Raw genomic sequence first — 22,629 nt, 5'->3', positions numbered from 1 at the left:
TCTACTTCCCATTGATTGCTGCTAACATTTGTGCTTTGATTTCACCTAATTTTTCGGCATCAAATTGCGCTTTAATAATTCGTCGCACTTCAAAAGAATGTTGATTACCTTTTAATTCTTTTAAAAAGCCTAATTCCACGACACGGTTAATCAACGTATCAAATCGTTTAACTTGTTTGGTTTCATCGGTTCTTTCTGCATAAAATAATTTTAATAGTTCATAAATATCGGTTCGATGAAGCACTAATCTATGATCATCGTTAACCTTAAAATCAAATTGTTCAAGCGCTTCCCGCAATAACACGCACAGCAGGCTAACCTCAAATGACAAAGGCATTCGACGTACTAGTGTGGGAACCTGCAACGCTGAAGCTTCGTCTCCCTGCGCTACCAAGTTTTCCTGCCATTCAGTTTCCTCAACCTCATCTTCTGCTGTTTGATCTAACGAACCTTGCTTAAGAAAGGCATAACCATCATCCATGCTTAAATGAAGTTGCAAACCCAATGCTGAAAAATAGTCGCGCACCGCTTCTTGATAAACTAGCAGAGGTTCCCAATATTTTTTTTCATCCGCAGTAAGAAATCCTTGTAATAATTTAATGAGCACAGATGAAAATGCTGCCGTTTTTTCTGGCTTTTTCGCTTTCGCTGTAACACTTGACATAGATCCTAACCTTTATTCATTGAGTGTACTAATACCTCGCGAGCAGATAGCGCCTGTTGCGATACCCATGGTAACAACCTCGTTTATCCTGTATCTTGATAAGCAAACGCCACAGTACTCTGCTCATTTGATTTTCTGACGAAAATAACGCTGGGCACAACGATTGCAATTTCTCGATCGTGACAAAAAATTTTCTCTGTTTGCTCAAAGCGAATAATGTGATGATCTGTGCGTGCGGCAATTAACAAATAACATAATATTTCTGCCGTGCCAAATTGCACAGGGAATAATTGCACTACTTGCGATAAAGAGATTTGTGGTGCAGTACTTAATAATTTTTCAATTCGTGCTTCTAATTCAGCTTCGTTAATCAGTGGAGTATTCACCAGTGCCGTTAAATCTTCTAAGGCTTGATCGTTATTTTCTGATGTTTCAAGTTGCTGATCGATAAAACGTGAAGCATTGCTGGGTTGCCAAAGAGGACGAGATAAAGGCAACTGAATTTCAAGACCATTTTGCAGTGTAGTAAACTCTTTATTCACCGTATTTAAAAATATTGCGCTATTTTCTAATAATAATTTTTTAATATCTGCACTTAATTCTAATACTCGTCTATTTTCAATCAACGCTTTTTGGTGAAGTAATTTGCGTAATTCTTCAGAGAGCCTAAATTTGGATTTTAAGACTTTCTGTCCTACTTGCAACAATTGGCTTTTGAGCTTAAGCAAACTTGTATCTAATTGTCTATCAGGGTTTCTGCGCACAAATTCTTTGATTTCTGGTGTGTCTAATATTTTTTGGCTGAATTTTTTCAGCTGATTTTGTTGATCATCGGAAATTAAAAACTGCCAAAATGCCGCAAAGCTCCGCCCTTGGTCAGATTCTTCAAGCGCATCGTGCGCATCTAATACTTCGCGTAAAATTTCACCTTTAGTGACCACTTCTTTTAATTTTTTTTCTTTAATTTTTCGTGTAATATCTTTAAAAATATCTTCAATCAAACGAAACTCAGAAATCAAACGCCTGGAATCTTCGATTAGATTAAGAAAACGTTCACGAATTTGCGTACCATCCATCCGGCTTACCACGCCCGTGGTTTGAATTTGCTTAATTTCTTCGTCTAATTTTTTGCGCTGATCTTTCAGATAGGATAGTCGTGATTGTGGATTTTCTTCGGTTTGATCGGCTATTTGTTTCATGTTTTCGTAAATTGAAAGAAAGCGCGATTGCGTTCCTACAAATTCTTTTTTTTCTAAATTACGCATCCATTCTAGCGCGCGCTCAGTATCTGCGGTCAATTCTGTGACCGGCTCATCTTGATTTAATTCAAAATATTTACGGATAAATCCTTGGTGATCATGACTCCACAGATCGAGAAATTGTTGTGCCGTTAAACTGTGTTCTTTTTTAGCCTCATCATCTAAATTTTCTAAAAACTGCGTGAGCAATTCTTTGAGTTCGCTATAGGGAATTTGCAAGCGACCTTTTTTTTTAAAGGCAAAAAAGAAAAAACTCATGGCGAAGGGGGCATGTTTGCTTCTAAGTAATCGCAAAGTAGCGGAATGTTCTGTGTGAAATAATACGCGTTCAAATTCCAAAGTCTAACACCTCGCCACCTCGACAAAAATACCAGCGGGCATTTTAGGCAAAATCTGCTAATAAGTCGACTTTTTTTAGCCATAAGGCGTCAACTCACGCTATTTATTTGCTCATTTTGCGCCACTTTGTCTAAAAATTTGTTGTCTTAATGCGAACAGCCGCCGAATTTTAGGCAAAAAAGGTTGATTTTACGCCGTGTAGCACCAAAAATCCGCAAGTTAAGAGCAAGATTAGAGAGTTTGAACAAGCGATGCTCAGCAGTCGACTGCGGAAATTTCTTGGTTTTTACTTGAAAAATGAATACTATGCCCCATTTAAGAATATTCGTTGTTAATTCTCTCGATTTAGGAGCCTACACATTGGAACAATTTCACGGTACGACTATTTTATCCGTTCGTCGCAATGGGAAAGTCGTGATTGGTGGTGATGGTCAAGTCACTTTAGGTAACACCGTCATGAAAGGCAATGCGCGGAAAGTCAGACGGCTTTATCACGATAAAGTGATTGCCGGTTTTGCAGGTGGCACTGCCGATGCTTTCACCTTATTTGAACGCTTTGAAGGCAAACTCGAACAGCATTCAGGCCATTTAACGCGTGCGGCGGTTGAACTCGCCAAAGATTGGCGCACCGATCGCGCTTTGCGTCGTTTAGAAGCATTACTGGCCGTTGCCGATAAAACAGCCTCTTTGATTATTACGGGTAACGGTGATGTCGTTGAACCTGAAAATAGTTTAATTGCGATTGGTTCTGGTGGACCATTTGCTCAGGCTGCCGCCAAAGCTCTGTATGATAATACCGACTTAAGCGCACGCGATGTTGTAGAAAAATCGTTACATATCGCCGCTGGAATTTGCATTTATACTAACCATAATCTCGTGATCGAAGAATTAGACGATAATAACTAATTTTAAGCCGATCATTTTAGAATAAGGATCTTAACGAATGTCCGCAACCATGACTCCCAAAGAAATTGTTTCCGAATTAGATAAACACATCATTGGTCAACACGCCGCTAAACGTGCCGTGGCGATTGCGCTTCGCAATCGTTGGCGTCGCATGCAAATTGATGAAACCATGCGTGGTGAAGTGACTCCTAAAAATATATTAATGATAGGACCGACAGGCGTTGGTAAAACTGAAATTGCCCGTCGTTTAGCAAAATTAGCTAATGCTCCATTTATTAAAGTGGAAGCCACCAAATTTACTGAAATTGGCTATGTAGGACGCGATGTCGATTCGATTATTCGCGATTTAGCCGATATGGCCATTAAAATGACGCGAGAAAAAGCCATGCAGCGCATGCAAAGTCGCGCTGAAGAAGCCGCAGTCGAACGGGTCATTGATATCTTAGTACCACCTGCTCGCGGTAGTTTTGATAAAGCACCGCTCGAACGCGAAGACACCAGCGCTCGAAAATTATTTCGGCGTAAAATTTTAGACGGTGAAATGAATGAACAAGAAATCGAAATTGATGTCGCGCAATCAGCGATTGGCGTCGAAATCATGGCACCTCCTGGCATGGAAGAAATGACCAGCCAATTGCAAAGCATGTTTCAAAATTTAAATACGGGTCGCACCAAAAAACGCAAAGTTAAAATTAAAGATGCGTTAAAAATATTAACCGAGGAAGAAGCTGCGAATTTAATTGATGAAGAAGAAATTAAAACAACCGCCTTAGAAAATGTCGAACAAAACGGCATTGTCTTTATCGATGAAATCGATAAAGTCGCGCATCGCAGTGATAATCGTGGGGGTGAAGTTTCGCGCGAAGGTGTGCAACGCGATTTATTACCGTTAGTCGAAGGTTCTACGGTCACCACGCGTTACGGCATGATTAAAACCGATCACATTTTGTTTATTGCATCGGGCGCATTTCATTTAGCCAAACCCTCGGATTTAATTCCCGAGTTACAAGGTCGTTTACCGATCCGCGTCGAATTAGAAGCCTTAAGCGTTGAGGATTTTATTAAAATTCTTACTGAACCGTTTGCCTCATTAACTGAACAGTATATTGAGTTAATGAAAACGGAGGGATTAACCATTTCTTTTACCGATGATGGCATTCGACGCATTGCTGAAGTAGCCTGGCAAGTCAATGAAAACACGGAAAATATCGGTGCGAGACGATTACACACGGTAATGGAAAGATTGTTAGACGATGTTTCTTTTCGCGCTTCCGATTTAACCGAAGCCGTGGTTATCGATAAAGCTTACGTCGAACAACATGTGGCCAAATTGGCACAAGATCAAGATTTGAGTCAATATATCTTGTAACATAGCCAGAGATTTTGGGTTTAACATAGTACCTTTGTGATAAACAACATGGTAATTAGTGGTAAAAAACACGTACATTGGTGGGGTAAATTGCTTGGGGCAGTGATAGGTTCATTCGCCGGCCCCGTGGGTGGAGGATTAGGTTTTATTCTTGGCCATTTAATCGATGGTCAATTAGAAAAAACGCAACTCTTTTTTTTCCACCCCCTGCAAAAAAATCGATTGCGCTTATGTTTTTTTCGCACGACATTTATTTTTTTAGGTTATTTGGGACGAATTAACGGCATACTGAATGAAAATAAATTACATTTTGCCCAAGACTTGATGCAACGTTGGCATTTCACAGAACAGCAACGACTTAACGCCTGTAAGTATCTTCAACAAGGGATCGCCGCCGATTTTAATATTGAAGAGCTTTTACAGGAATTATTTTCAGCCTGTTACCATCAACCCGAATTATTGCGAATATTCATGGATATTCAACAACACGCCGCAAATGCTCATGGAAAGCCTACGCTTGCTAGCCAGACATTTCTTGACCAACTCAAGCAAAAATTTGCTTTGGTGTTAAACAAATTTAAAAATCCCCGTTTTGCTCTTTATGAAAATAATTTTTTCGATCTTGAGCAAGCGTATCAGTTGCTAAAAATACCCATGAGTGCTGATATTAATACCATTAAACAAGCTTATCGCAAATTAATGAATGAAACTCATCCCGATAAATTAATAGCACAAGGATTATCAGAATCTGTAATCAAAGCGGCAACTGAAAAAACTCAACGCATTCAAGCAGCTTATCAATTAATTCAATCAACTTATCAACCAACGGATTACCATTCCTTCCACACATAAAGTGGCTAAGGCCACTAGGGCACTGATTAAAATACCCTTGCGAAAAGAGGTGGATAATGTTTTAGCATAAATATGAGGCATGATAATAAAGAGTAAAATGGGTTCAAGGGCAAAGCTTAAATTGTTCATGATGGCAATTAAATAATCGAAGGAAAAATTCAGCACGCTGTGATTGCCAACCAGGCTCACAAGATTAGTCCAAAGATATAGTATTGCGCTATTGGCAAAAATAAAGATGAAAAAAATGATATTGACAGCGACCAAGGCTATGGCCGCAGGTAAAAAACGCGTTGCTTTTTTTCCAGCAAGCAACACCACAAAGACAACAAGGTAAAATACAATAAAATTGAGTGCTGTAACAATTAATTCCCCTAATGCACCATGATTAGAGGTCATACGTGATAGGACGGGTAACTCGGTGAAAACTCGTGTTAAATATAAAATAAAAATTAAGAGAAAAAATTGATGCGCTGAAGGAGGCAATACCTCTGGGGTTTCTTTGAATAACATGATCCGTAAGGATTTTTTCATGATATCGGTGAACATGGATTTTCTCATACCTATGAAAATTTAAACGCTTATTCATGTTACTGAGCAAACTAAACTTCTGCAAGTATTGAATAGCACATTCAGAAATAATTCTGCTATACTCCAAACTTCACTCACACCAAGGAGAAAGGATCATGCACCGTTTAGTGATTAAAATAGGATTAATGCTCAGTTGCTGTGTTCTTGTAACTGCAATGGGCGCACAGAAAGAATCGCTACAAGAGTATGGGCAGGGTGATAAATTTGAAAAACGTTGTAAAGCAGAAATTTATTCCGGCATGATCATGGGCGCCGAACAAAATCGTCAGCAAAATCGCAAAGAGCCTTTAACCGATCAAGATAAAGCAAAATTACAAACAGTAGCCAATAATATTTGTGATTGTGCTAGTCCTAAATTTAAAGCGGCGGTGGCTAAAAATCTTGGCGAACAAGAATTGAGTACTCAAACGATGAGTTATATTCAAGAATGCACCGAAAATGAAATTAATAAATTAAAAAATGGTGGTTAGATTAGACCGTTTTAATCATTAGCGATAACAACATGAAAATGCAGCGGGTAATTGGAAGAACGAGTTTATTATTCATTTCTGTTGGCGCGATGATTGGTTCGGGGTGGATGTTTGGCCCACTTTATGCTGCGCAAATTGCCGGGCCGGCATCCATTATCACTTGGATATTAGGCGGCATTTTAGTTTTTATTGTCGCCTTAAGTTTTGCCGAATTATCAACGACCTTACCCGTCACCGGCGGAATTGCACGATTTCCGCAGTTCACCCATGGCTCGCTCGTCAGTTACACCATGACCTTTATTGCCTGGCTTGCTTATGTTTTATTAGCCCCCATCGAAATTCAAGCACTCCTGCAATATGCCGCGCATTATTTACCGGGATTAATTCATTCTGTGGATGGCAAACCGGCATTATCCCATCTGGGTTTGCTGATTGCTGCAGGTTTATTGTTCATCATGAGTGGATTAAATATTTTAGGGATCAAAGCAGTTTCTCGTTTTAATACGCTGTTAGTGTGGTTAAAAATTTTAATTCCCTTATTCACCGTGCTCGTGTTGTTGCATGTGAGTAAAAATTTTAATAATTTTCACACCCATGAAGGATTTGTACCCGATGGCCTCAAAGGAATTTTAACCGCCTTACCCATGGCCGGTGTGGTATTTTCTTTTTTTGGTTTTCGTGTATCCATTGAAGTTGCAGGTGAGGCTAAAAACCCACAACAGGCTTTGCCGATTGCATTATTAGGCTCGATCACCATCTGTATTATTATTTACACCCTAGTACAATTTGCGTTTATCAGTGCCCTTCCTCCAACATTTTTACACAATGGCTTTGCCCAGTTAACCTTTCAAGGCGACGAAGGTCCGTTAGTGGGGCTTGCAGCAAGTTTTGGCTTAAATTGGTTAGTGATTATTTTATTTGCCGATGCCTTTTACTCACCCTTTGGCAGCGCATTAATCGTGGTGACCACCACGGCGCGTTTAGATTATGCGATGGCAGAAAATGGTTACGTGCCGAAATTTTTAAGTCGCTTAAATCAAAAAGGCGTGCCTTATTGGGCAATTTTAGTTAACTTCGTGGTCGGCGCTATTTTATTACTGCCATTTCCAGGCTGGCAAACATTAGCAGGATTCATTTTAGCCGCGCTGGTTTTTTCACATGCGATTGCTCCTGTTTCTTTAATTGCTTTACGCAAACAATTACCCGCCTTAAACCGGCCATTTAAACTGCCTTACGCATTGCCTTTTTGTTTTTTAGCCTTTTATATTTTAAATATGATTGGCTATTGGACCGGTTGGCAAACCATTTCAAAAATGTATTTAGCCGCAGGCATCGGATTCATAATTTTAATTGTTTATCGCTTGTATCAAATCAAACAACAATTACCCCGACCTGATTTACATTTACAACAAGGATATTGGCTCATCCTCTATTTTGGCGGTATGGGAATAATTTCTTATTTGGGTAATTTCGGTGGAGGTTTAGGTTATATTCATTTTGGAATGGATTTTATTATTATTGGTGTATTCAGTCTCATCACTTTTTATGTGGGTTTGCACCAAGCATTGCCTGCGCATGAAACCGCTCAACAAATTGCCCGCGAACAATCTTTGCAGGGGCTGATTGATCACAACCAATTGCAAACTTAAATCTTTGGTAATAACATTAATAATAAATTCAAACTGACTACTGAAAAGATCGTGGTAAAGCAGACAATAAAATTAGCGCGCTCAGGGTGTACTTGATAAGTTTCAGAAATAATATAGATATTTTTTGCAGTGGGCATGGCTGACATTAAAATCAAATACACTAAATTTTGCGTTGATAAATGTAACATATAATAACCAATCACACCGGCGAGCAATGGATGAATCACTATTTTCAAGCAAATAATTAACGAAATCTCAGACCAATTGCGAGTGGACGTTACATTTTTGGGAGTATAAAGCGATAATCCTAACGCTAGTAACGCGATAAACGATGCAGAATTTTTTATTAAATCGCACGTTGATGTCACTAATTGAGGAAGTTCAATGTGCCAGCCACTGCAAACTATTCCAAGTAAAATGCCGAGTAAAATAGGAGTTTTAAGAAAAATACTGGCAATCTGGTGTAATAGTGAGATTTTCCGTGCTTTAACAATTTTTTCTAGCAAAAATATGCCTAAAAAATTAAACAGCGCTTGCACTAAAATTATGCCAGCGACTGGCACCACGGTATGAAACAACGCTAAAAAAATTGGCAACGCTAGTAGAGCTGTATTCACCTGCGCACCACTCATTGCATTTAACACTATATTTTTTAAGTCCCGATGAAAAATATAATGAGAGATAATTGTTACTGTTATCATTAATATCATTGAACTTAAGAAAAATCCTCCCATATAAGGCCAATTAACAGTTTGCTGAAAAGGTAATTTAGCAATATCGCTAAACAACGTGACAGGCATGATCACAAAAAACAATAAACGCGTTAGCATAGTTGCCATGCCTGCGGTAAAAAACTGGGTTTTTGCCAGAACAAATCCCAGCAACATAATTAAAAATAAGGGGAAGAGTGTTAATAGAACCGTCATTTCGTACTCATGAATTAGAATGGCAACACTAAACGAGGATCTACTTTAAGAATTTGCTGACGAAATTGTTGCATAATTTGCGTGAGTGATGTTTGATCATCAGCCTCAAAGCGTGCAATTAATGTAGGAGTGGTGTTTGAGCAACGTAATAATCCCCAGCCGTTTTTAAATTCCACGCGTAAGCCATCAATCGTAATTCGTTTCGCTTCTGGAAACTCGGCCTGTTCCACAAATTGTTTTATGAATGGAAATTTTTTATGTTCTGCAATGCTAATTTGGATTTCGGGTGTGGCAATAGCATTGGGGATGGTATGGAAGACTTCACTCGAAGACTGTGGGGTTTTCGCCATGATTTCTAACATTCGAGCACCAGAATATAAGCCATCATCAAAACCGTACCAACGATCATGAAAAAAGAAATGCCCACTTAATTCACCCGCAAATTTCGCATCAATTTCCAACATTTTAGCTTTTAATACGGAATGTCCTGTTTGCGACATCATGGGAATTCCACCGGCGGCTTCCACCACACTGGCGACATTACGTGAACATTTGACATCATAGACGATTTTGGAATGAGGAAATTCGCGTAATAGTTCACGCGCAAATAACATGATTTGTCGATCGGGTAAAATAATTTCACCTTGATTGGTCACAACACCTAAACGATCGCCATCACCATCAAACGCTAAACCAATATCGGCACGATGAGTGTTAACCGCTGTAATGAGATCGCGTAGATTTTCCACCACCGAAGGATCAGGGTGATGATTAGGGAAATTGCCATCAACTTCACAAAATAATTCGGTGACTTGGCAACCCAACGCTTTGAATAATTGCGGGGCAACTTTTCCAGGAATGCCATTACCACAATCAATGACAATGGATAAAGGGCGGGCTAATTGAATTTCTTGGGTGATGCGGTTGATATAACGGTTAACAACATCTTCTTCCCGCAACGTTCCCGTGCCCTGAACAAATTGCTGGGCTTGAATGCGTTGATAAATGGCCTGCACTCGATCGCCGAATAACGTCACCCCATCGATAACCATTTTCAAGCCATTAAAATTGGTGGGATTATGACTGCCCGTTAGCATGACGCCGGAATTCACCCCAGGCAAGGTGTGAGTAGCAAAATATAATAATGGGGAGGGCACGCAACCAATATCAATCACATCACAACCCGTTTGCAATAATCCCGCGCAGAGTGCTTGAATAAGAGTAGGCCCCGAAAGACGACCATCACGCGCAATCACCACTTGCGTTTGGCCGCGTTCCCGCAGTTCACTGCCCACAGCAAGCGCTATGGTATAAACACTATCTGCGGTTAAATTTTTATCGACAATGCCACGAATATCATAAGCACGAAAAATTTCAGGAGAAATCGCGGGGGTGATTGCATAAGTCTTATTCATTGTTACGTTACCTTAGCCTAAGTTTGAATGTGTGTGATTATGAGTAAGCTTACTCAAATGTCAATCATTGAATGACGCCTTACACACACTAGCGAAAATATTGCAGCACTAAATAGGAATTTACCTACATCTTTATGACTAGCACTTTGTTGTAATGATAGATACAAAACGATTGGATTTTAGGCGAGGCACCGAGCTTAAGATGCGAAGGAGTGTTGTATACCTAATACATGACTGAGCGGTTTTAGCTCGACAACAAAACCTAAAATTCAAGCGTGAAGAGTCTAGACAGGAAATAGTAACACTCTTTCCTCACAGCGATAGCAAGGATTTACTGATTAACGCAGCGGAATAGCACCTAAACTTAAGGCAAGAGTTTAGAACCTGTTGTGAAGATTGATAGCTATAATTCAGAGGTGCGCTATGCCTATACTACAATCAGAAAAACCTCACCACATTCAAGAAACGCAAGATTATTTAATCCAAGTCGCCGAAAATCAATTAGATGCTATCCTCAATATCGGCGATAAACGTAATATCGTACAAACGTTACGTGACATTATTTATTACACCCCCTGTGGTTTACCCAAGCATTTAGCCAACCTCATTAAAGCTAATTTATACATTGAGGCCATTAAACTTGCCACACTAACAGGTGAAATTCCAACGAGTCAATTTCATGAGGAATGTCGCTGGCTATTAAAACAAACGTTACCACCATTTTTATATCACGATTTTTTAAATCGTTATCATGAAATCCAACGTTACCTTGCTAATCAAAATAATTCTAAGCAGATTTTATTAACACTATTTACTCGCACTCAAAATCCCTCATTAAATGACTATCTATCCAAAAAAATTCAAAACCTAGAAAATTCACCGGACACGACTCCTGATTTTATCGACTTTATCCGCCATAACTTTCCTTCTTTATTAAAACTTAATTTTTGGCATTTTATGGCTGAAACTTATAATCGCATAAACTCTATTACCGGCAATGAAGGCATTGAAGAGTTAGAAAATATTTGTCATGAAAAAATTAATAATGAGAATAATTTATTAAAGCTCACCCGCGTAAAAAAAATTTCTTCCGCCCATTTTTCACATCAACTTTCCAAAAAATATCGGGAAGATCCCAGAAGCCTGGCTAATAAAATTTACTATGCAATTATCACAGAAGAAAATATTTTCCCACTGACCCTCATCTTTTTAGAAATCTATAAAGCTGGCACAGATGTTAATGAAGATCTGAGTTTGTCTTATAAACATCAAATGCAAAATTATGTTAATAATCTAACGTTAGTTTTAAACACTCTAAGCAATACTGAGCTTGAAACAATAAATGGCAAACTTTATAGTCATGCGCTCTTGCGCGAACAACTCGCCGAAGCCACGCAAGTTCGTTATGAAACGGAATATTTTGAACAAAACCCTATCAGTCCGCTTAGCGAAAATACAACTCATCAAGGGCTTACCTTCTTCGCGCAATTGGTATCCTATTTTTGCCGGATATTAAAACAAGTTTTGAATATCCATTTGCTGGCAAGTCCACCGGAAAGCATCACCGAAGGTAATAACAAGCTCAACTTGAATACCATGCAACAAGTAGGACGTAAAAGTATTATTTGCAGTATTTGCACTTGTGCCTGTGCGCTTTTAGAAAATCAAGCCGCTTTCGAAGCACAACATAAAAGCACATCTTGCTTAGATATAACATTGAGTCAGAAAAATGAAACGGCTTCTATTCTTCACTCAAGCCAATCTGAAACCGGATTGTTAGATAATGCTATAAATTCTGCAAGTCAAAGACCACCAGATGACTATTGCAAAAAAACTGCATGTTGAATAACAGTTACCGTATTATGATATAAGGATAAAAATTATGAAATTTCCTAAAAAGAGTTTGGCTTGGTATGCTAATGAAATTATTTACACTTATTACTGTTACAAAAGAAAAAAAACGTCGATAAATTTAAAAACACATACTAATCTTATTCAAGAGTTTAATCAGCGTGATTTTCCTAAAGCCCCTTCTTTGTATCAAGCATTGATACATTTTTTAAATGCTTGCCAACATTTCGACGCCCACAAAAATCACTCACGGTTTAATCGCCATTTTTTATATTTTTCACGCCAAGGCGGGCGTTTAAAACAAATCAGAAATAATGCGCTATTAAAATTAAGTGAAGAATTAGAGTATTATAAAAAATCCTATCACGAAACTGGCATGAGTGCAGCTGATGATATGTTGCCCATGCTACCGTATCATCCGGCTATTTTACGTGGTCACCTTTTGCTTAACCCCCAAGAAAATATTTATGAATATCAACCACTATTAAAACATGGCATAGTGGCGTATTTAACAGAGGATGGTCGTTATATTATTGATGCGCGTCAAGCAAAATTACCCAACGATCATCTGCAAAGCCATATTGTGGGATTGCAATATAGTATAGTTAAAGCTAATCAACTTTCAGAACCCAATTATCTTTACAGTGAAATTTTAACGACTAATAATGAAATTCATATTCAATTGCATGAAACCTTACAGCCTAAACCTCAATATAATAATTTTATTTATGACGATGAATGGTATCATGCGTCATCGCGCTTAGAATGCAGCGATCACATTTGGCAACGATCTGAGCATGAGCCGTGGTGGGATGAAAAAGCACAACGCCATATTGCCAATAATCTTCAAACGACATTTCGTTTTCAAACTCCGTATTTTAAATCTAGCCTCACTTCTGCTTGGCCGATTTCTGGTTTTTTTCATTACTTACTTAAAAGCGTGAAGGAGCAACTTTATAATATTCACATTCACGCTGCCATTCGTGTTGATTATGATCATGCGCTAAATCACCATACGGTTGCGCGGCAACCCGCCAAATTTAAGAATTATTTAAGTTGGGTTGAACAGGATATTCAGAATAATGCCCAACAATTATTTCGTAATAATTTTTTATATGTGTTTATTAGTATTCATGAAAAACCTGAGTTGGGAATTCATTTAATGCGTTTTCAAATTCAGCAACATAATTTAGTCGATGTCAATCATCTTTATAACGGCAAGATTATTAATCGCTATCAGCCACCTGAATCTTTAACTGCCTCGTCATTAGACAATACTCCGTCATTGATATCACGATTTTTTTCAACTTTAATGGAATTTTTATGGAGTGTAATTCGCTATTGTTATCGTAAATTGAATTCCAGTTTGAATGATAATTTAATGGAACCGCTGCGATTAAATTCCGCTTAGATCGCCTAATTTTGCTTGTAATAAACTTAAGATCACGACGGCGGCGGTTTCCGTGCGTAAAATTCTGGGGCCGAGTGCAATTCCTTGAAATCCTTGCGTGATAGCTGCTGCAATTTCTGGTTGTTCTAATCCACCTTCGCTACCAATGAGAATGGTGGCATCCCTTGAGTTAAATGTGATTGAAGCCAATGTTTGCGACGAAGCCGGATCTAATAAAATGCCATTTTTTTGTTGAGGCAACCAAGCACCAATATCCATAATGGGATTTAAACGTGGAAGCACGGCGCGCCCACTTTGTTCAGCGGCAGCAATAATAATATTGCGCCAATGTTCTAAACGTTGTGTTTGTTTATCCGCATCTAACTTCACATTACAACGCGCACTGATTAACGGCGTAATTTCACTGACTCCAAGCTCTACCGCTTTTTGCAAGGTATAGCGCATGCGTTCACCACGTGAAATCACTTGCCCTAAATGCAAATAAGCAGGCGATTCTGTTGTTTTTAGGTTTTTTGCGGTGATTAACACCGTGATACATCGTTTTTGTGAAGATTGAATAATAGCGTGGTAGTCATGGCCATCGCCATTGAATAATATAATCGTTTGCTTTTCTTTGACACGCAGAACTTGATGAAGATGTGTTGCCACCGCTTGAGGCAGAGTTAATTCGGCCTCAAGCGTTAATGGCTGATCGACATAACAACGCGTTATTCGCATAGTGTTTAATAGCGATAATAATCAGGTTTATAAGGACCTTTTTGATCAACGCCAATATATTGCGCTTGTTTGGTGGTTAACGTCGTTAAATGCGCACCAATTTTTTCCAAATGCAAGCGCGCGACTTCTTCATCCAAATGCTTGGGTAACACATGCACGCCTAAGGGATATTTTTCCGCATGTTGCCACAATTCAATTTGCGCCAATACTTGATTGGTAAACGAATTGGACATCACAAAACTGGCATGGCCTGTAGCACAACCTAAATTCACTAAACGTCCTTCGGCCAATAAAATAATCCGTTTACCATCAGGAAAAATCACGTGATCAACTTGAGGTTTAATGTTTTCCCATTGATATTGACGTAAAGAATTGACATCGATTTCATTATCAAAATGACCGATATTACATACAATCGCCTGATCTTTCATTTTGATTAAGTGCGCGTGGGTGATGATGTCGGTGTTGCCTGTTGCGGTAACAAAAATATCGGCTTTATCGGCTGCTTCATCCATGGTGACAACACAATAGCCTTCCATCGCCGCTTGTAATGCGCAAATAGGATCGATTTCGGTAACCCACACTTGAGCCCCCATACCCCGCAGAGCTTGCGCACAGCCTTTACCCACATCCCCATAGCCTGCAATCAGCGCAATTTTTCCAGCAATCATGACATCGGTCGCGCGTTTAATGCCATCGATTAACGATTCACGACAACCGTATAAATTATCGAATTTGGATTTGGTGACGGAATCGTTGACGTTAATCGCAGTGGCTTTTAGCGTGCCTTTAGCGGCCATTTCATAGAGGCGATGAACACCCGTCGTGGTTTCTTCGGTAATGCCTTTAATATTTTTCATGTAAGCCGCATCATCATGCGCCTTGAGGGTTAAATCACCACCATCGTCTAAAATCATATTCGGTACCCAACCATTGGGACCGCGCATGGTTTTTTCGACACACCACCAATATTCTTCTTCCGTTTCACCTTTCCAGGCAAAGACCGGAATACCCGCTTTCGCCATTGCCGCCGCCGCGTGATCTTGGGTAGAAAAAATATTACAAGAAGACCAGCGCACCTCCGCACCCAACGCCACTAAGGTTTCGATGAGGACAGCGGTTTGGATAGTCATATGCAAACAGCCGGCAATGCGTGCGCCTTTTAAAGGTTGGGATTGACGATATTTTTCGCGCACTGCCATTAAGCCTGGCATTTCTGTCTCAGCAATGGCGATTTCTTTTCGTCCCCAATCTGCTAATGACAAATCAGCCACTTTAAAATCTTGGGTAGACGTTTGATTCAGTTGAGCATTCATGGTTTATTCCTCACTTGGTTTATAGATTAGCAGCATCACGTAAAGCTTGTGCTTTGTCGACTTTTTCCCAGGGGAAATTGCCATCTTCACGTCCAAAATGACCGTAGCTTGCTGTAGGTAAATAAATCGGTCGGCGTAAATCGAGCATTTCAATCAAGCCTCGAGGACGCAAATCAAAAATTTCGGTAATAATGGCTGAAATTTTTTCATCGGCTATTTTACCGGTACCGAAGGTATTGACTGAAATGGACGTGGGTTTGGCAACCCCTATGGCATAGGACACTTGAATTTCGCAACGATCGGCAAGACCACTGGCGACAATATTTTTAGCGACATAACGCGCGGCATAAGCTGCAGAACGATCGACTTTGGTGGGATCTTTTCCAGAAAAACATCCACCACCATGACGAGCCATACCACCATACGTATCAACGATAATTTTGCGTCCGGTTAATCCACAATCGCCCAAGGGACCACCAATCACAAATCGTCCAGTGGGATTGATAAAGTATTGCGTGGTTTGAGTCAGCCATTCGGCTGGAATCACGTGTTTTATGATTTCTTCCATCACCGCTTCACGCAATTCCGCTTGTTGGATACTGGGGTGGTGTTGCGTGGATAATACCACTGCATCCACGGCAACGGGTTGTTGATTATGATAACGAAAGGTGATTTGGCTTTTCGCATCCGGGCGCAGCCACGGTAAAATCCCAGTTTTGCGCAAATGGTCTTGTCGCTGCACCAAACGATGGGCGTAAGTGATGGGAGCGGGCATTAATACATCGGTTTCGTTACTGGCATAACCAAACATTAAACCTTGGTCACCCGCACCTTGCTCTTTATCGCTGTGTTCATCCACACCTTGCGCAATATCTGGTGATTGTTTGCCGATTGACACGATAATGGCGCAAGAATTCGCATCAAAACCTAACTCCGGATCGTTATAGCCAATGTCGCTAATGACTTTGCGGGCAATGGTTTCGGCATCGAACCACGCACTGGTGGTAATTTCACCGCCAATAAGAGCCATGCCAGTTTTGACATAGGTTTCACAGGCAACCCGTGCGTGAGGATCGTCGGCAATAATTGCATCTAACATGGCATCTGAAATTTGATCGGCCACTTTATCGGGATGACCTGCCGAGACAGATTCAGAGGTAAAAATTGAATATTCTGACATGAGTAATCGCACCTAATTCACAAAATGTCGCCAATTCTACCTTTTTTTAGGAAACTTCGGCAACTTTATGTCTTTGTTTATCAGGAGTTTCCACTTGCAGTACGCTACTCCTTCCTGAATTGATTTCGCCAAGTTTACAAAATCTCTAGGTAAGTTTTAAAAATAGTGATTCCGAAAATTTCGTCTTGTGCTATAGAAAATCCCGTCTTGTGCTATAGTTTTACTATACGCCGTGTGTTTGGAACCTCGTCGGAAACCAAGGAATGAGCTCATGCACGAAAATCTCCTCCCGATTGCGAGTACGGTTATTCTTGAATTTTTAGCAGCCACTGAATTTTTTAAAGGTATGAATCCACGTATCCTTAAAAAATTAGTGCCGCAATTAAAACCGCGATTACTCGCAGGCGGTGAAATGCTCATTGAGCAAGGGAATATTGGCGACAGTCTTTATTTGGTGGTCAATGGACGTTTGCGCGCATTTAAAGAAAATGAGCAACATCAGCTTGTTGAATTAGGAGAAATGGGCACAGGAGATATTATTGGGGAATTAGCATTACTATCGGAGTTACCACGAGCAGCCAGCGTCTGTGCCATTCGCGATAGTTTAGTACTAGAGCTAACCCAAGAAAAATTTAATCGCTTCATGCAAACCTATCCTGAACAACTCACGCATATTACCAAGCATGCTATTCAGCGCTTATTAAAAAATAATCATAGCACTTCGCAAAAAATTACGACCATTGCCATAGCTCCTGCTGGAAATTCACATGCTCATCATCAATTTACTCAAAAATTTATTTCGATATTATCTGAGTTTGGTACTACTTTACATTTATCGAGTAAAACGTTTGATAATTATTATTCACCTCAAGGAAGCTTTTCACAAACTGCGTTAACCGACGAGCATTCTTCTCAAATTGCGCATTGGTTGAATGAGCAAGAAACTAAATACGCGTATATTGTATATGAAACAGATCAAATAAATTCTGCCTGGACAAAACGTTGCGTACGTCAAGCCGATCGAATTTTATTAGTAGCAGACAGCTCAGATAATCCCACGCGCAATGAAATTGAAGTAGAAATCGATTCTCTCGCATCTTCTATGCGGCGATCAACTGATCTTATTTTAATTCAAAAAAATCATCATCACTTACCTAAAAATACTTCGCGCTGGCTTAAAAACCGTTTTTTAACATCTCATTTGCATTACCGCGATAATTATACTCCCGATTTAAAACGTATCATTCGCTTTATTAGTGGCAAAGCCTATGCCCTCGTACTAGGCGGGGGCGGCGCGCGCGGTTTAGCACATTTTGGGGTGTATCGTGCCTTAAAAGAATTAAATATCCCGATTGATTTAGTCGGTGGAACGAGTGCTGGTGCCATGATTGGCGCGATTATTGCCATGGATTTAAATGAAAAAGAATTTTATGAAGTCCTTCATAAAAATTTAGTCGACAATAATAAATTGTTTGATTATACCGTGCCGGTAGTGTCACTGTTAGCAGCGAAATCGTGGACACAAAGTTTAAAAAATAGTTTTGGTAAAGATGTCTGTAGTGAAGATTTATGGCTGCCTTATTTTGCCGTTTCTACTAATATTTCCAAACGCGAAATTTGCATTCATGAACAAGGTCCTTTGTGGAAAAATATTCGTTGCAGTTTATCGTTACCCGGAATTGTGCCTCCGGTATCGATGCCAAATGGTGATTTGTTCATCGATGGTGGAATATTAAATAATCTGCCCGTAGATATCATGCGCAAAAAAGCCAATGGCGGCACAATTATTGCCGTGAATGTTGCATCGATTAAAGAAATCACATGCTCAATTGCAAATGAAGGCTGGCTTTCAGGTTGGCCACTGCTCGGCAATCGCATGAATCCTTTTAAAAAAACTTCCTTATCGGTACCCAATATTGCGGAAATTATTTTTGAGTCGATTTCTCTCTGTAGTATTAATCATTCCAAAAAAATGGCGCGTGAAGCTGATCATTATATTGAATTAAGCATGGGTAAATATGGTTTATTTGATTTTAAATTTTTAGATGAACTTGCAGAAATCGGGTATACAATAACCCTGGAAAAATTACAGCATTTATCGTATCGTTAATGCCTAACTATATCCGCTCTGGCGTTAACAGGAAATTTCCATGCAAAAAAAATACGATTTCATTATTATTGGCGGCGGTAGTGGTGGTATTGCCACCGCCAATCGCGCGGCGAGCCACGGAGCAAAGTGTGCGTTAATTGAAGCTCATAAATTAGGTGGCAGCTGTGTCAATGTAGGTTGTGTGCCCAAAAAAGTAATGTGGAATGCAGCATCGATCGCCTCTCAGCTAAATTTGGCAAAAGATTATGGTTTTAAGCTGACTCAACAGGCTTTTTCTTGGACGCAGTTAGTACAAGCTCGAGAAGCCTATATTGCTCGCTTGAATTTAGCCTATGAAGAACGCTTAACTAAAAATAATGTCGCATTATATTTTGGCCAAGGTACCTTTTTAGAGCGCAACACCGTGCAAGTCGGTAATGAGGTGTTAACCAGCGATCACATTTTAATTGCAACGGGTGCTTATCCTAGCATGCCGAACATTCCTGGAAAAGAATTCGGAATTGATTCCGATGGATTTTTTGCGTTAACTGAGCAACCCAAGCGCGTCGCCGTCATTGGCGCGGGTTATATTGCCGTCGAATTAGCTGGCGTTTTAAATGCTTTAGGCAGTGACGTGAGTTTAGTATTAAGACACGATTTACCCTTGCGACAATTCGATACCTTACTTTCCACGCATTTACACGATTGCATGCAACAAGATGGCATTACTATTCTTAAATATCATACCCCAAAACAATTAACCCGTGATCATGAAAAAATTACCCTTCATTGCCAAGAAAATAAAACAGTGACTGGTTTTGATTGTGTTATCTGGGCAATTGGTCGCACGCCGAATCTTCAACACTTAAATTTGGAAAACATTGGTCTTGAATTAAATAGCGCGGGTTTTATTCCGACCGATCAATTTCAAAATACGCAGATACCTGGAGTTTATGCTGTAGGTGATGTCACCGGACGCGCCCAATTAACACCGGTAGCAATTGCAGCAGGAAGACGTTTAGCCTCACGATTATTTAATCAACGTGCGGATTTATATTTAGATTATACGAACATTCCCACGGTTATTTTTAGCCATCCACCGATTGGTACCATTGGTTTATCCGAAGAAACCGCTCGCGCTCAGTTTCCCCACGAAAAAATTAAGATTTATCAAACTCAATTTAACCCGATGTTTTATGCGTTAAGCGATCATAAGATTCCTACGAAAATGAAATTAGTGACCTTGGGTGAAGAAGAAAAAATTATTGGTTTACACATTATTGGTGATGGCGCGGATGAAATGTTGCAAGGATTTAGCGTTGCTCTCAAAATGGGTGCAACCAAAGCGGATTTCGATAATACTATCGCTATCCATCCCACCAGCAGCGAAGAATTGGTGACCATGACATGAGTATCGAAACTTTTCAAAATTTCACACCACACTTAGGTGAACGCGTTTATATTCATTCACAAGCTGTGGTGATTGGCGATGTTATTTTAGGTGATGATTGCAGCGTGTGGCCATTTTGTTCCATTCGCGGCGATGTCAATCGTATTCGCATTGGCCAGCGCACCAACATTCAAGATCTCAGTGTATTGCATGTTAACCACGATAATCCCGATATGCAAAGTGGTTCTGATTTAATCATTGGCGATGACGTGACCGTGGGACATCGTGTTATTTTACATGGTTGTCATATTGGCGATCGCTGTTTAATCGGCATGGGGGCGATTATTATGGATGATGTTGAAATTGGTGACGAGGTAATTATTGGCGCAGGAAGTTTAATTGCGCGTGGAAAAAAAGTCGCATCGGGATATTTGTGGGTCGGCAATCCTGCTAAACCTTTACGCGAATTAACAGAAAAAGAACGAGAATTTTTAGTGTATAGCGCGACACATTATGTTCGGTTGAAAGATCAGTATTTAAAAGATTTAGGCGAAATCTGATTTAAAAGTTGATCATTTTGAATAATATCTAGTTTTGCTTTGGCAAGTGGAGCAAATAGAGTTAAAAATCCATGCGAACATTGCTGCTCTGCATTGTGTAATTGCGTGAAAACATTCTCAAATATTATGTTCAACCCAGCGGTTGACGGAAGTATACCATCTTCGAGTTTTGAAGCAATGTCATTCAAAAGATTTTGAATATAACGCACGCACTCATTATACGCACCTGAAAAAAATCTCAATATTACCGAAGAAAAATTTTTACTATTTTCAATAAATGCCCATAATTTACTGACTAAAATTTCCAATTTTCTACATGATTGCAGATTATCAATTTCGGTACTTAGTTTTTTAATAGAGTCGCCTTGTGACATTTTAATAGACATAAGTTTCGCGTTATATGATCCGTTAGACTGAAGAAATTTTTTAATGCAGTTAACTTCTTCATTTTTAAAACTAACAATCTTCCAGTCATTATTGTTTTCATCAATTTTTTTAATTTTAATAATTAAATCGTCAGTCAAATAGATAGGAAAAAATAGCAGCGAAAAAAGATTCTTAAAAATCTTTAGCTGTTCTAAGCTAAAATTAGCTAGAAGAAAATTATTCTTGGAGTTTGATACCTCACTTTTATAATCACTATTTTCTAAATATTTAACACTCAATTGCTCCAACTTTCTATTCATATACTTTTTAATACTGGGAATTGAAATGGTGGCGTAGATTCCTCCCAAATAACTATCCACCCATTTCCAATGAGTAAATATTACGTTTTTAATGTATTCTATCCCTGACGAAAATTGTCTTTGATGATGCAATCGCCAATTAATTCTAATCTCAGCAGGTAAATTAAGTGCCTGCATTAATTTTTCAAATAGATTTTTATTCTTATATTTCTTAAAGAAAACTTTTAAATTGTTCTGTTTTATTACTTTGTTTAACCCCCACAGTAAATCAACCTCTTCCATTTCTTTACGCAAACAACCTCGCGCTTCTTGCATTTGACTGACTATACTTGTTACTGATTTTTGAAGTTCAGAAAACTCATGTCCAGAATCACTATTTATTAATAACTTGGCCATATAAGCATTGTCACTTAATTTTTCTATAATTTTTGACATATCTAATGAAGGAGGTGAAGGACAATTATTTTTAGCTTTATCTAGCAGTTTATTTATACTGGGAAGCAATTGTTTTTTTTCTTGAACTGTTAGAATAGTTCTAAAAAAAATTATTTTATCTTTATTGGGCGGATTCAAATCATCTTTTAATGTTTGTAATAAAAAATATAATGCTTTATAAAATTTAATAATAACAATTTGGTCTGAACTAGAGCTTGCTTTTAAATTTAACCAGATATCAATATTATTAATAATACTTTCTTGAAATGTTGAGAATTCCTTCAGTAACTTAAAAATGTTTGCGAGTAACGTAGTCTTATTGGTAGGTATCCGCTCTAAGGCACTAAGTAAAAGATTTAAAACTGTTTTTTCTGACTGATCGTGTACTGTTTTAAGCAATGCATTTAATGTATTTTTCGTATTGATAAGAGCAGCAGCCGTTTGCCCATCTTTGCTGCCAGTTGTTTCATCTGCAGCATTTTCCACATTAATATTGGCAATATTAGTCTTATTAAGATAATTCTCTAATTGTTCAGGGGTAAGTGACATGATTTTAG

General features: G+C 39.0%; 19 protein-coding genes. 10 read left to right on the top strand and 9 right to left on the bottom strand.

Translation table 11 applies throughout. The features are described 5' to 3' along the window. Nucleotide 1: 1 nt before the first annotated feature. Together KIT27_01595 and KIT27_01590 are read right to left on the bottom strand one after the other, a co-directional pair. Entirely contained in the window at nt 2–664 is a 663-nt protein-coding gene (locus KIT27_01595; GenBank protein MCW5588333.1) for a DUF4194 domain-containing protein, read from the bottom strand. An 83-nt stretch (nt 665–747) separates the two neighbouring features. Continuing rightward, entirely contained in the window at nt 748–2,262 is a 1,515-nt protein-coding gene (locus KIT27_01590) for a DUF3375 family protein (protein MCW5588332.1), read from the bottom strand. 360 nt (nt 2,263–2,622) lie between these two features. Between KIT27_01590 and hslV the strand changes: the two genes are divergently transcribed. From hslV to djlA, 3 genes are read left to right on the top strand one after another with little or no spacing between them, the layout of a single operon-like run. Continuing rightward, nucleotides 2,623–3,168 (top strand): ATP-dependent protease subunit HslV, encoded by a 546-nt coding sequence (hslV, locus tag KIT27_01585; GenBank protein ID MCW5588331.1) that lies wholly within the window; start codon nt 2,623–2,625, stop codon nt 3,166–3,168. A 49-nt stretch (nt 3,169–3,217) separates the two neighbouring features. Next, the gene (gene hslU / locus KIT27_01580) at nt 3,218–4,537 is read left to right on the top strand and encodes an ATP-dependent protease ATPase subunit HslU (protein MCW5588330.1); all 1,320 of its coding nucleotides are present in this window, start codon (nt 3,218–3,220) and stop codon (nt 4,535–4,537) included. Between the two features lie 48 nt (nt 4,538–4,585). Beyond that, nucleotides 4,586–5,389, top strand: coding sequence for a co-chaperone DjlA (gene djlA, locus KIT27_01575; GenBank protein MCW5588329.1), 804 nt, complete (start codon nt 4,586–4,588; stop codon nt 5,387–5,389). Here the strand turns inward: djlA and KIT27_01570 are convergent. Continuing rightward, complete coding sequence (locus KIT27_01570; protein MCW5588328.1) at nt 5,348–5,935, bottom strand: hypothetical protein; 588 nt, start codon at nt 5,933–5,935, stop codon at nt 5,348–5,350. The genes djlA and KIT27_01570 overlap by 42 nt on opposite strands. Nucleotides 5,936–6,072: 137 nt before the next feature. Between KIT27_01570 and KIT27_01565 the strand changes: the two genes are divergently transcribed. Beyond that, entirely contained in the window at nt 6,073–6,447 is a 375-nt protein-coding gene (locus KIT27_01565; GenBank protein MCW5588327.1) for a hypothetical protein, read from the top strand. A 32-nt stretch (nt 6,448–6,479) separates the two neighbouring features. Beyond that, entirely contained in the window at nt 6,480–8,096 is a 1,617-nt protein-coding gene (locus KIT27_01560; protein ID MCW5588326.1) for an APC family permease, read from the top strand. Here KIT27_01560 and KIT27_01555 read toward each other — a convergent pair. Together KIT27_01555 and KIT27_01550 are read right to left on the bottom strand one after the other, a co-directional pair. Continuing rightward, complete coding sequence (locus KIT27_01555; GenBank protein MCW5588325.1) at nt 8,093–9,022, bottom strand: AEC family transporter; 930 nt, start codon at nt 9,020–9,022, stop codon at nt 8,093–8,095. The genes KIT27_01560 and KIT27_01555 overlap by 4 nt on opposite strands. Before the next feature lie 14 nt (nt 9,023–9,036). Further along, nucleotides 9,037–10,437: a phosphomannomutase/phosphoglucomutase gene (locus KIT27_01550; GenBank protein MCW5588324.1), complete on the bottom strand. Its 1,401-nt coding sequence runs from the start codon at nt 10,435–10,437 to the stop codon at nt 9,037–9,039. 423 nt (nt 10,438–10,860) lie between these two features. Between KIT27_01550 and KIT27_01545 the strand changes: the two genes are divergently transcribed. Then, nucleotides 10,861–12,282, top strand: coding sequence for a hypothetical protein (locus tag KIT27_01545; GenBank protein MCW5588323.1), 1,422 nt, complete (start codon nt 10,861–10,863; stop codon nt 12,280–12,282). A gap of 37 nt (nt 12,283–12,319) precedes the next feature. Next, nucleotides 12,320–13,699, top strand: a complete 1,380-nt coding sequence (locus KIT27_01540; protein ID MCW5588322.1) for a hypothetical protein — start codon at nt 12,320–12,322, stop codon at nt 13,697–13,699. Here KIT27_01540 and KIT27_01535 read toward each other — a convergent pair. Genes KIT27_01535 through metK form a run of 3 tightly spaced genes read right to left on the bottom strand, consistent with a single transcriptional unit; the run spans nt 13,685 to nt 16,912 of the window. Further along, nucleotides 13,685–14,416 carry a 16S rRNA (uracil(1498)-N(3))-methyltransferase gene (locus KIT27_01535; GenBank protein MCW5588321.1) on the bottom strand — a complete coding sequence of 244 codons (732 nt, stop codon included), beginning with the start codon at nt 14,414–14,416 and terminating at the stop codon, nt 13,685–13,687. The genes KIT27_01540 and KIT27_01535 overlap by 15 nt on opposite strands. 5 nt (nt 14,417–14,421) lie before the next feature. Further along, nucleotides 14,422–15,732 carry an adenosylhomocysteinase gene (ahcY, locus tag KIT27_01530; protein ID MCW5588320.1) on the bottom strand — a complete coding sequence of 437 codons (1,311 nt, stop codon included), beginning with the start codon at nt 15,730–15,732 and terminating at the stop codon, nt 14,422–14,424. A 19-nt stretch (nt 15,733–15,751) separates the two neighbouring features. Then, nucleotides 15,752–16,912, bottom strand: coding sequence for a methionine adenosyltransferase (gene metK / locus KIT27_01525; protein MCW5588319.1), 1,161 nt, complete (start codon nt 16,910–16,912; stop codon nt 15,752–15,754). A 271-nt stretch (nt 16,913–17,183) separates the two neighbouring features. On the opposite strand from metK, the gene KIT27_01520 reads away from it, so the two are divergent. From KIT27_01520 to KIT27_01510, 3 genes are read left to right on the top strand one after another with little or no spacing between them, the layout of a single operon-like run. Further along, nucleotides 17,184–19,022, top strand: coding sequence for a patatin-like phospholipase family protein (locus KIT27_01520; protein ID MCW5588318.1), 1,839 nt, complete (start codon nt 17,184–17,186; stop codon nt 19,020–19,022). Nucleotides 19,023–19,062: 40 nt separating this feature from the next. After that, nucleotides 19,063–20,412, top strand: a complete 1,350-nt coding sequence (gene gorA, locus KIT27_01515; GenBank protein ID MCW5588317.1) for a glutathione-disulfide reductase — start codon at nt 19,063–19,065, stop codon at nt 20,410–20,412. Further along, nucleotides 20,409–20,951, top strand: coding sequence for a gamma carbonic anhydrase family protein (locus KIT27_01510; GenBank protein ID MCW5588316.1), 543 nt, complete (start codon nt 20,409–20,411; stop codon nt 20,949–20,951). Before gorA ends, KIT27_01510 begins: the two co-directional genes overlap by 4 nt. Here KIT27_01510 and KIT27_01505 read toward each other — a convergent pair. Further along, nucleotides 20,921–22,621: a hypothetical protein gene (locus KIT27_01505; GenBank protein ID MCW5588315.1), complete on the bottom strand. Its 1,701-nt coding sequence runs from the start codon at nt 22,619–22,621 to the stop codon at nt 20,921–20,923. The two genes, KIT27_01510 and KIT27_01505, sit on opposite strands and share 31 nt — an antisense overlap. Between the last annotated feature and the right edge of the window lie 8 nt (nt 22,622–22,629).

The organism is Legionellales bacterium (assembly GCA_026125385.1).
Taxonomy (GTDB): Bacteria; Pseudomonadota; Gammaproteobacteria; order JAHCLG01; family JAHCLG01; genus JAHCLG01.
The sequence above is the reverse complement of the archived record's forward strand: the minus strand, read 5'-3'. Positions and strand labels throughout refer to the sequence as shown.

Bases quoted from the DNA above. Each gene is read 5' to 3' on its own strand.
- KIT27_01595 (MCW5588333.1), bottom strand. From the start codon at position 664: ATGTCAAGTGTTACAGCGAAAGCGAAAAAGCCAGAAAAAACGGCAGCA.
- hslU (MCW5588330.1), top strand. From the start codon at position 3,218: ATGACTCCCAAAGAAATTGTTTCCGAATTAGATAAACACATCATTGGT.
- djlA (MCW5588329.1), top strand. From the start codon at position 4,586: ATGGTAATTAGTGGTAAAAAACACGTACATTGGTGGGGTAAATTGCTT.
- KIT27_01570 (MCW5588328.1), bottom strand. From the start codon at position 5,935: ATGTTCACCGATATCATGAAAAAATCCTTACGGATCATGTTATTCAAA.
- KIT27_01565 (MCW5588327.1), top strand. From the start codon at position 6,073: ATGCACCGTTTAGTGATTAAAATAGGATTAATGCTCAGTTGCTGTGTT.
- KIT27_01560 (MCW5588326.1), top strand. From the start codon at position 6,480: ATGAAAATGCAGCGGGTAATTGGAAGAACGAGTTTATTATTCATTTCT.
- KIT27_01555 (MCW5588325.1), bottom strand. From the start codon at position 9,022: ATGACGGTTCTATTAACACTCTTCCCCTTATTTTTAATTATGTTGCTG.
- KIT27_01550 (MCW5588324.1), bottom strand. From the start codon at position 10,437: ATGAATAAGACTTATGCAATCACCCCCGCGATTTCTCCTGAAATTTTT.
- KIT27_01545 (MCW5588323.1), top strand. From the start codon at position 10,861: ATGCCTATACTACAATCAGAAAAACCTCACCACATTCAAGAAACGCAA.
- KIT27_01540 (MCW5588322.1), top strand. From the start codon at position 12,320: ATGAAATTTCCTAAAAAGAGTTTGGCTTGGTATGCTAATGAAATTATT.
- KIT27_01535 (MCW5588321.1), bottom strand. From the start codon at position 14,416: ATGCGAATAACGCGTTGTTATGTCGATCAGCCATTAACGCTTGAGGCC.
- ahcY (MCW5588320.1), bottom strand. From the start codon at position 15,732: ATGAATGCTCAACTGAATCAAACGTCTACCCAAGATTTTAAAGTGGCT.
- metK (MCW5588319.1), bottom strand. From the start codon at position 16,912: ATGTCAGAATATTCAATTTTTACCTCTGAATCTGTCTCGGCAGGTCAT.
- KIT27_01520 (MCW5588318.1), top strand. From the start codon at position 17,184: ATGCACGAAAATCTCCTCCCGATTGCGAGTACGGTTATTCTTGAATTT.
- gorA (MCW5588317.1), top strand. From the start codon at position 19,063: ATGCAAAAAAAATACGATTTCATTATTATTGGCGGCGGTAGTGGTGGT.
- KIT27_01510 (MCW5588316.1), top strand. From the start codon at position 20,409: ATGAGTATCGAAACTTTTCAAAATTTCACACCACACTTAGGTGAACGC.
- KIT27_01505 (MCW5588315.1), bottom strand. From the start codon at position 22,621: ATGTCACTTACCCCTGAACAATTAGAGAATTATCTTAATAAGACTAAT.